The sequence below is a fragment of the Actinophytocola sp. genome (assembly GCF_035634895.1).
Lineage (GTDB): Bacteria > Actinomycetota > Actinomycetes > Mycobacteriales > Pseudonocardiaceae > Actinophytocola.
Genome location: NZ_DASQCC010000232.1, coordinates 1 through 8,091 on the forward strand (window position 1 = coordinate 1; position 8,091 = coordinate 8,091).

Here is an 8,091-nt window from a genome sequence, read left to right on the forward strand (position 1 = left end):
AGGCAACTAATTCGGCGGCCCAGCTTCCCGCTGGCGGCGTTGCCGGTTCGCCCAAGTACGACCCAGTACGAGGGCGAACCGGCGTCTTGCCAGCAGAAACCTGGATCCACCGACTTGATCACCGCATTTCCGGCGCGGGACGCTAGTCGCCCAGCTGCCGCAGGGCCGACTCGTACTTGGCGCGCAGGCGTTCCTGTGTCGCGGCGTCCAGGCGAGCCAGCCGGTCCGGGGACATGTTGTCCGCGATGTCGGCACGCTTCACCGCCCGCGCGATCGGGTTCGCCGACACCCGGGCCAGGTACGCAGCCTGGTCCTCGCCCGGTTGCTTGCTGATCGCGGCCACGGCGGCCAGGACCTCGTCCGGGCAGCCCGCCGCCTTCAGGTCGGCCAGCGTCACCGACGTGTCCTCGACCACGTCGTGCAGGACCGCGGCCATCCGCTCGTGCTCGCCACGCAGCGAGCCCATGACCCGCAGCGGGTGGCCGATGTACGGGCGGCCCGACTTGTCGAGCTGGCCCTCGTGGGCCCTGCGCGCGACCTGGATGGCCTCGTCCAGCGTGAACGTCCTCATCGTGTGAACACAACCTTGCCTGCGGTCTCGCCAGCGAGCATCTGTTCGAAGCCGTCCTTCGCCTCCGCCATGGGCAGCTCCGTCCCGATCGTCGGGCGTAGGCCCTTGAGGTCGCAGAACGCCAGCAGGTCGGCCAGCTCGGCGCGGTTGCCCATGGTCGAGCCGACCACGCGCAGCTGCATGAAGAACAGCCGCTGCAGGTCCGCGTTGGCATCCGCGCCGCTCGTGGAACCCGACACCACGATCGTGCCGCCCGGCTTCAGCGACTTCATCGAATGACCCCAGGTCGCCTTGCCGACCGTCTCGAACACCGCGTCCACCCGTTCGGGTAGCCGGGCGCCGGTCTCGAACGCGTCGTCCGCGCCGAGGGACACCGCCAGCGCGCGCTTCTCCTCGGTCCGGCCCGTCACCCACACCCGCATGCCGGCGGCCTTGCCGAGCGCGACCAGCGCGGTCGACACCCCGCCGGACGCACCCTGCACCAGCATCGACTGTCCAGGTCGCAAGCCAGAACGGCTGAACAGCATGCGGTAGGCGGTCAGCCACGCGGTCCCCATACAGGCCGCCTCAGCGAACGAGAGGGACCGGGGCTTCGGCAGGACGTTCCTGGCCGGCACGACCACCGTGTCCGCGAACGTGCCCTGGTGCTTCTCCGTGAGCAGTGACCGTCTCGGGTCCAGCGTCTCGTCCCCGAAAGATGTGTCGCCAATCACGCTGTGCAGCACGACCTCGGAGCCGTCGGCAAGCACACCGGCGCCGTCGCAGCCGAGGATCATGGGGAACTGTTCGGCCTTGATGCCGACCCCGCGCAACGTCCACAGGTCGTGCATGTTCAGGCTGCCAGCCCGCACCGACACCGCGACCCAGCCGTCCGGCACGTCCGGATCGGGCCGCTCGCCGACCCGCAACGCGTCCAGGGGACTCTCGGGGTTCGGCTCTGCTGCGTATACGGCGAACATGAGGTCCAAGTTACCCAGTTCGGCCATCCCGCGAACCAGGAAGGTGGTGCAGGTCTAGTCTCGATGTCATGGCGGAATGGTGGAACGGCGTCGAGCTGTGGGTGGCCGGCCTCGCCTTCCCACTCCAGTTCGCGCTCGTCGTCGTCTTCCTCGGGCCGTTCTGTGTGGGGGTGGCCTGGGTGATCGACAGGACCGTCGACCACGCGTCCACCTGGTTCGGGCCGGCACCCGGTGACGAGGAGCCGATCGGCGGCGAGGCGCCCGCCGGCGAGCTGGAGGACACCGAGGAGCGCGCCGAGGACCTGGTCGACTCGGTCACCTCGTAGATGGGATCCACCAGACGCATCACGTTCGCCCTGGTCGGGCTGATGCTGCTCGTGCTCGTCGGCTACTACGTCACGCGTTCCTAGGAACCCAGCGGGCCGGCCGCTTCTCGGCGAACGCGCGGATGCCCTCCTGGCCCTCCGCGCCCGCGAAGAACCCGGCGGACAGCTCCAGCATGTCCTCGAAGTCGTCGGCGAGGTCCGCGGACCTCGCCCGGCGCAGCATCTCCTTGGTGGCGGCGAGCGCGGTCGGGCCGCCGAGCGCCAGCAGACCGGTGTAGCGCTCTACCTCGGCGTCCAGGTCGGCGGCGGCGACCGCGGAGTTGAGCAGCCCGATCGCCACGGCCCGGGTGGCGTCGAAGGACTCACCGGTCAGGAACAGCTCGTGCGCGGCGCGGGGGAGCAGCCGGGGCAGGACCGTCACCGAGATCACGGCCGGCACGAGCCCGAGCCGCACCTCGGTGAACGCGAACGTGGCGCTGTCGACGGCGACCGCGATGTCCGCGGCGGCCACGATGCCGACACCACCCGCGCGGGCGGGCCCGGCGAGCTTGGCGACGACAGGCTTGGCGCTGGTCCAGATCCGCGTGAGGATCTCGGGGAACTCGTTGACACCGGCGGTGCTGGAGTCCGGGCTGCCCGCCTCCTTGAGGTCCATCCCGGCGCAGAACACCGGCCCGGTGTGGTCGAGGAGGATCACGCGGACGGCGTCGTCGTCCGCCGCGGTGGACAGGTGGTCCCGCAGCTCCCCCCGCAGCTGCGCGGACAGCGCGTTCCGGTTGTGCGGCGAGTCCAGGGTGATCGTCGCGACGCCCTTGTCGACCGTGTAGTGCACCAGCTCAGCCATGCCGGTGAGACTAGCGAGGCGCGTACCGGATGGGGACCCGGAACCCGGCCGGAACGGCGTGCTCGGCGGCTGCCACCTCCCGGTCAGCGCCGGCGGCGGTGCAGGTGGATGACCTTCGAGTCGGTGTGGTCGTGCGGCAGTTCTTGGCAGAAGACGTGGGCGAGGGGCTTCTGTTCGCGCTGCAGGTAGTGGCCGAGGCCGTCGAGGACCATGTAGAGGGCGCCGGGCAGGTACCTCGACGATCTCAGGCGGCCGCCGGCCAGCTCCGCCTCGCAGCGTTTCCAGCCGGCGTCGGTCAGCTCGTGGACGTACGGTTTGTTGCCCTCGCGGGTGCTCGCCACCAGGTGCCGGCGGTTGAGGGTCCTGCGTAGCTCGCCGTCGATCCTGAACCCGGCCAGTTCCTCCAGCTCGTTGTTCGATATCCCCCGCGCGGCGCCCATCAGCGCGAACAACGCCGAGATGTGGTCGCTCCCCAGCTCCTCGTTCATGACCCCTCCGGTTTTCTAGACGCCCTCCACCGCGACCTCGTCGCACAGCTGCTCCGCGACCCGGGTCGGACTGCGCAGGCTGCTCATCTCGAAGCGGCGGATGTTGCGGAGGAAGCCCGGTAACGGCGTGGCGTTGGTCAGCGGGGTGAGCACGGGGAACAGCCTGCGGTCCCCGGCGACCAGCGTGCGCCGCAGGAACCACTCGGCCTCGGCGGTCTGCCAGCGGCTCACCTTGTCGTCGATGAGCAGGCACAGATGCCTTGCCGTGTCTCGTTTCGTGCCAAGGAAGTCGATGTCGCCGGACACGGAGCGCCTCGCCCGCATGCCGCACCGCTCCAGCGCGGTCACCAGCTCGGCGGCCACCCGCTCCGCCGACCGCGGACTGCTCACCAGCATGTCGAGCTCGAACGTCCGCGCCTGCCCCTGCGCGGCCGCCACGTACGCGTCCCGGTTGTCCGCCAGCAGGTCACTGCGGTCGAACCGGTGTGCCACGATCGCGGCCACCGTCTCCAGCGCGTAGGCGATCTGGTCGGTCGACGGCATGACCTCCTCCAGCACCGGCAGCTGCTCCCCGAAGCTCCAGTACGACACGTACGGCAGCGTCAGGTGCCGCAGCATCAGCGCCGGCGGCACGTGCTTGACCAGCCAGTTGCTGAACAGTGGCGTGGTCAGGTCCGTGCAGGTCTGGTACCACTGCTCCGCCCGCCGGTACTCGACGCGACTGTCGAACCGGGACAGCACCGGCAGCACGCGCAGCTTCGGCCGGTCGTACGGCATCCGGTCGCGCACCTCGTTGGCACGGTTCGCGACGTCGACCGCGCCGCTGATGCTCTGCTCGTTCGCCGTGAACACCAGCACCAGGCGGTCCGGCAGGTGCGCGGTGCAGATGCTCGCGATGTCCGCCCAGCCCGTCCGGCTGTCGATCAGGACGAAGTCGTAGTCGGTGGTCCAGTCCTTGCGCAGGTCCTCGAGCACGTCGGCGAAGCCCCGCTCGTACAGGGCCGTCCAGTCGGTGTTCTGCACGCGCCGCGCGTACTCGCCGTCCTTGCGGCCGGCGGCGATCAGGTCGACGACGCCGTCCGCGGCGTTCAGGTGGGTGACGTAGTGCTCGGTCGCACGGACGGCCCCGGTCGTGAAGTCGTCGACCAGGTCGACGAGTCCCGTGGCCGGCGGGGTGGTCAGCAGCGGGGCGAAGTACTGGTGCAGCCCGGGAGCCTCCAGGTCCCAGTCGATCGTGAGCACGCGATGTCCCCAGCGTGCCAGCAGGATCGCGACGTTCGCCAGCGTGAAGCTGCGCCCCACGCCGCCCTTGTACGAGTAGAACGTGATGACCGTGCCGTCCATGTCACCATCCCGGGAACTTCGTGGCCGGTGGGATGGGCACGGCCGGACGAATAATTGGCCAGTCCGGTCGCCAAACGGGCACCTTTTCCAGGAGATCCGCGAGATTGGCCGCGATTATGCGCATTTTGTTGTGGAACTTCAGCCAGTCCTGCGTCTGCTGGAACATGGGATCCGGGCTGTCCAACCCTTTCATGTCGTGCCACATTCGATCTTTGCCGTAGTCCGGGAAGTTGGCCGAGTCCGAGTAGAGCACCGGAATGATCAGGCCCCGGGTCAGGTCGCGGGAGGCGAGGCCGAGCAGCTTCTCCCGCTCCGCCATCGACTGCCATTCCGCGACGCACCAGTCGGACCGGAAGTACTGCGGCGAGTAGACCGACACCAGGATCTTGGACCTGGCCAGCGCACGTTCGAGGTCGGCCGTCCACACGGTGCCGGGGTTCATGTCCTGGTCGACGAAGATCCTCGGCACGTCGCCGATCTCGTCGGTGAGGCAGTCGCGCAGCCGCGGGAAGAAGTGGTTGTGCACCCAGCCCGGTGAACCGCCTTTGCGGGAATAGCTGAGAAACACGTCGAACTCGTAGTCGGTCACCGCGCCCCCGCCGCTCTCCTCGACACGATCGACGTTGCGTTGGAAAGCATAAATGACGGGGTTGCGGTATTAGTTGACAGAACTAGGACAGAAAGTGAGGCGTTCCCCCGCGCCGTTGAGGGGGAACGCCACACGTGTGATACCGGTTTCCGCTCAGCCGATCGTCGTCGACGTGAGCACCGGGTTCGGGTTCGGGAAGCACGACGTCGGCGCCGTTATGTTGCCGAGGAACGTCGAGACGACCGTGTTGAAGGTCAGGCCGGGGTTGCTGTAGCTCGTCCCGCCCAGGGTGGACGTGACCACACCTGATGGCCCCGCCGTCAGGTGCGCGGTGATCGTCGGCAGCTCGTACGTCGAGCCTCCCGCGATCGGGCCGGGGAACTTGATCGTGATCACGCCGCCGGACTGCGTCGCGGTCGGGGTGCCACCCAGGTTGGACCCGCCAGCCAGGGCGATGCCCGCGAACGTGGCGTTCGCCGGGACCGGCACCTTGAGCGTGAAGGTGTTCACGTTCTTGATGGTGAAGCCGGCCGCCGAGGTCGGGACCTGGCCCGCGGCCGGGTCGACGACCACGTCGAACGAGCCGCCCGGGGCGACGGTCGCCGGTGCGGTCGCGTCGACCGTCTGGGTCAGCGCGCTCGTCTGTGGGCCGAGCGGGGTGCTGGCCTGGCAGTCGTAGTTGATGTCGGTTGCCGCGAGCGCCTGTGGGGCGCTCACCAATGCCAGCGCGGCCGCACCAAGGACGGCGGTGCCAGCTTTGAGCAGGGCGAACTTCATTGTCCTCCACCTTCGGAACCGTTGCAGGGTAAGAGATTCCGGTACCGGGGGATGTCGCGACAATCACTTGTTTACCGGTGAGTAGGTACCCTCGTCAAGAGGCAATGGTTACCGAAGGTATGCGACCGAGTACATTCCGCAGGTCAGGCGTACTGGACTGACCGCTCCGCCGCGGCCGCCAGATACCGCGCCACGACCAGCTCGGCCAGCTCCGGCGCGGGGCCCAGCGGCGACGCGACGACCACACCGGGACCAGCCGCTGCCGCCACCTTGTCCGGCAGCCGGCCCGGCGCGATGAACCACGACGCCACCGCGATCCGCCGCGCGCCACGAGCACGCAGAGCGGCGACGGCCTGGGGCACCGACGGCGAGGCCTGCGACGCGAACGCCGCCCGCACCCCCGCGACCGGGAACCGGCGCGCCCACGACCTGGCGACCGCCGCGACGGCCGCGTTGGCCGGCGGGTGCGACGACCCGGCACCCGCCAGGACCACCCCGAGCGACGGGTCGTCGAGCGACACACCCGTCGCGGCCAGCCTGCGCAGGGCCACCGTGGAAAGCCGCTCGTCCGGGCCGAGCACCCCGGACACCGGCACCGACAGCCGAGGCAGCCTGGCGTGCGCCTCGGTCACCAACCCCGGTAGGTCGACGCGCGCGTGGTACGCCGACCCGAGCAGCAACGGCACGACCACCGCGTGCCGGTGCCCTTCCGCCGCGACCGCGGCCAGCACGTCGGGCACCCGAGGCGCGGACAGCTCCAGGAACGCGGCGCGGACGTCGAGATAGGGCCGCCGCGCACGCACCACGTCCAGCAGCCCGGCGATCGTCGCGGCCGAGCGTGGGTCGCGGCTGCCGTGCGCCACGGCGATGAGGGGAGGAGTCACGCCGCTCCAGTCAGCCCGCGGGCACGGAGCACGGTCCGCTCCAGCGGCCGGAACACGAGCAGCTCGATCCCGATGCCCACGAACAGGATGAGGATGATCGCCGCCATCACCATCGGCATGTCCGACAGCGACATCCCGTTGTGCAGGAACTGGCCGAGCCCGACACCGAGCTGCGGCGACGTCGCGATCAGCTCGGCCGCCATGAGCGAGCGCCACGAGAACGCCCAGCCCTGCTTGAGCCCACCGAGGAACCCGGGCAGCGCGGCCGGCAGCAGGATGTGCCGCGCGGACGCCAACCGGCCCGCGCCGAGCACCTTCCCGACCCGCGGCAGGATCGGCGGGATCTGGTCCATGCCCGAGACGAGCCCGTTCGCGATCGAGGGCACCGCGCCGAGCAGCACGACGAAGTAGATCGACGCGTCGGTCAGGCCGAACCACAGGACCGCGGCCGGCACCCATGCCACCGACGGGAGACTCTGCAGACCGGACACGATCGGCCCGATCCCGCGCCGCACCAGGCTGAAGTTCGCGATGAGCAGGCCGAGCGGGATGGCCACGACCACCGCCACGACGAACCCGATCACCGCGCGGTGCACGGAAACCCACAGGAAGCCGAGGAGGTCGCCGTTCGAGGTGATCTTCCAGATCGCCGCCCACACGTCGGCCGGCGCGGGCAGCTTGTACTCCGGCCAGAACGCGGCCGCCCACAGCGCCTGCCAGATCACGACGACCACGACCAGCACCAGGATCGGCGGCCACGCCTGGCTGAGGAACCGGCGGCCCCAGCTCCGGGTGTCCGATGTGGACTGTGCCGGGGTGTCGAGCGCGTCGAGACCGGCGCCGACGGACGCGGTGTCCTCCACCACCGCGTCCGTCGGCTCGGTATCGATCTGGCCCGCGCGCTCAGGCATGGTCGCTGATCACCTCGTGCAGGCGCCCGTTGATCTCGTCCACGACGGCCGCCTGCGCCGCCGGGTTCAGGTCGGCGACGTCCCACTCGGTCACCACGCGCCCCGGCCGCGACGACAGCAGCACCACGCGCTGCCCGAGCCGCACGGCCTCGCGGACGTCGTGCGTCACGAACAGGACCGCGGTCTCGGTGGCCCGCCAGATGCGCAACAGCTCCAACTGGAGCACGTCGCGCGTGATCGCGTCGAGCGCGGAGAACGGCTCGTCCATGAGCAGAAGGGAGTTCGCGTCACCGTCCACGGCGGACGCCAGCGCGCGGGCGAGCGCCACACGCTGGCGCATGCCGCCGGACAGCTCGTGCGGCCGCTTGTCGCCGACTCCGTTCAGCCGCACCAGCTCC

The 8,091-nt window shown here is 69.9% G+C and carries 11 protein-coding genes; 1 reads left to right on the forward strand and 10 read right to left on the reverse strand.

The annotated features are described in order from the left end of the window. Window positions 1-142: 142 nt before the first annotated feature. A complete protein-coding gene (locus tag VET29_RS36030; protein ID WP_324929292.1) occupies window positions 143-571 on the reverse strand; it encodes an HD domain-containing protein in 429 nt (142 codons plus the stop codon). After that, complete coding sequence (locus tag VET29_RS36035) at window positions 568-1,530, reverse strand: zinc-binding dehydrogenase (protein ID WP_324929294.1); 963 nt, start codon at window positions 1,528-1,530, stop codon at window positions 568-570. The genes VET29_RS36030 and VET29_RS36035 overlap by 4 nt, the downstream gene beginning before the upstream one ends. Before the next feature lie 68 nt (window positions 1,531-1,598). Between VET29_RS36035 and VET29_RS36040 the strand changes: the two genes are divergently transcribed. Further along, window positions 1,599-1,856, forward strand: coding sequence for a hypothetical protein (locus VET29_RS36040; RefSeq protein WP_324929296.1), 258 nt, complete (start codon window positions 1,599-1,601; stop codon window positions 1,854-1,856). A 70-nt stretch (window positions 1,857-1,926) separates the two neighbouring features. Here VET29_RS36040 and VET29_RS36045 read toward each other — a convergent pair whose 3' ends face one another. The 8 genes from VET29_RS36045 to VET29_RS36080 form a co-directional block, all read right to left on the reverse strand. Beyond that, on the reverse strand, window positions 1,927-2,700 hold the full coding sequence (locus VET29_RS36045) for an enoyl-CoA hydratase-related protein (protein ID WP_324929298.1): 774 nt from the start codon (window positions 2,698-2,700) through the stop codon (window positions 1,927-1,929). Between the two features lie 83 nt (window positions 2,701-2,783). Beyond that, window positions 2,784-3,188 (reverse strand): hypothetical protein, encoded by a 405-nt coding sequence (locus VET29_RS36050; protein WP_324929300.1) that lies wholly within the window; start codon window positions 3,186-3,188, stop codon window positions 2,784-2,786. A 15-nt stretch (window positions 3,189-3,203) separates the two neighbouring features. Continuing rightward, complete coding sequence (locus VET29_RS36055; protein ID WP_324929302.1) at window positions 3,204-4,532, reverse strand: tyrosine-protein kinase family protein; 1,329 nt, start codon at window positions 4,530-4,532, stop codon at window positions 3,204-3,206. Between the two features lies 1 nt (window position 4,533). Next, window positions 4,534-5,121: a toll/interleukin-1 receptor domain-containing protein gene (locus VET29_RS36060; RefSeq protein ID WP_324929304.1), complete on the reverse strand. Its 588-nt coding sequence runs from the start codon at window positions 5,119-5,121 to the stop codon at window positions 4,534-4,536. A 153-nt stretch (window positions 5,122-5,274) separates the two neighbouring features. Beyond that, window positions 5,275-5,898 (reverse strand): cyclase, encoded by a 624-nt coding sequence (locus VET29_RS36065; RefSeq protein WP_324929306.1) that lies wholly within the window; start codon window positions 5,896-5,898, stop codon window positions 5,275-5,277. A 143-nt stretch (window positions 5,899-6,041) separates the two neighbouring features. Continuing rightward, the gene (locus VET29_RS36070; protein WP_324929308.1) at window positions 6,042-6,782 is read right to left on the reverse strand and encodes a sirohydrochlorin chelatase; all 741 of its coding nucleotides are present in this window, start codon (window positions 6,780-6,782) and stop codon (window positions 6,042-6,044) included. Beyond that, complete coding sequence (locus VET29_RS36075; protein WP_324929310.1) at window positions 6,779-7,693, reverse strand: ABC transporter permease; 915 nt, start codon at window positions 7,691-7,693, stop codon at window positions 6,779-6,781. The genes VET29_RS36070 and VET29_RS36075 overlap by 4 nt, the downstream gene beginning before the upstream one ends. Then, window positions 7,686-8,091 (reverse strand): ATP-binding cassette domain-containing protein (locus VET29_RS36080; RefSeq protein WP_324929312.1); only part of this gene is annotated, 406 nt, incomplete at its 5' end. The genes VET29_RS36080 and VET29_RS36075, both read right to left, overlap by 8 nt.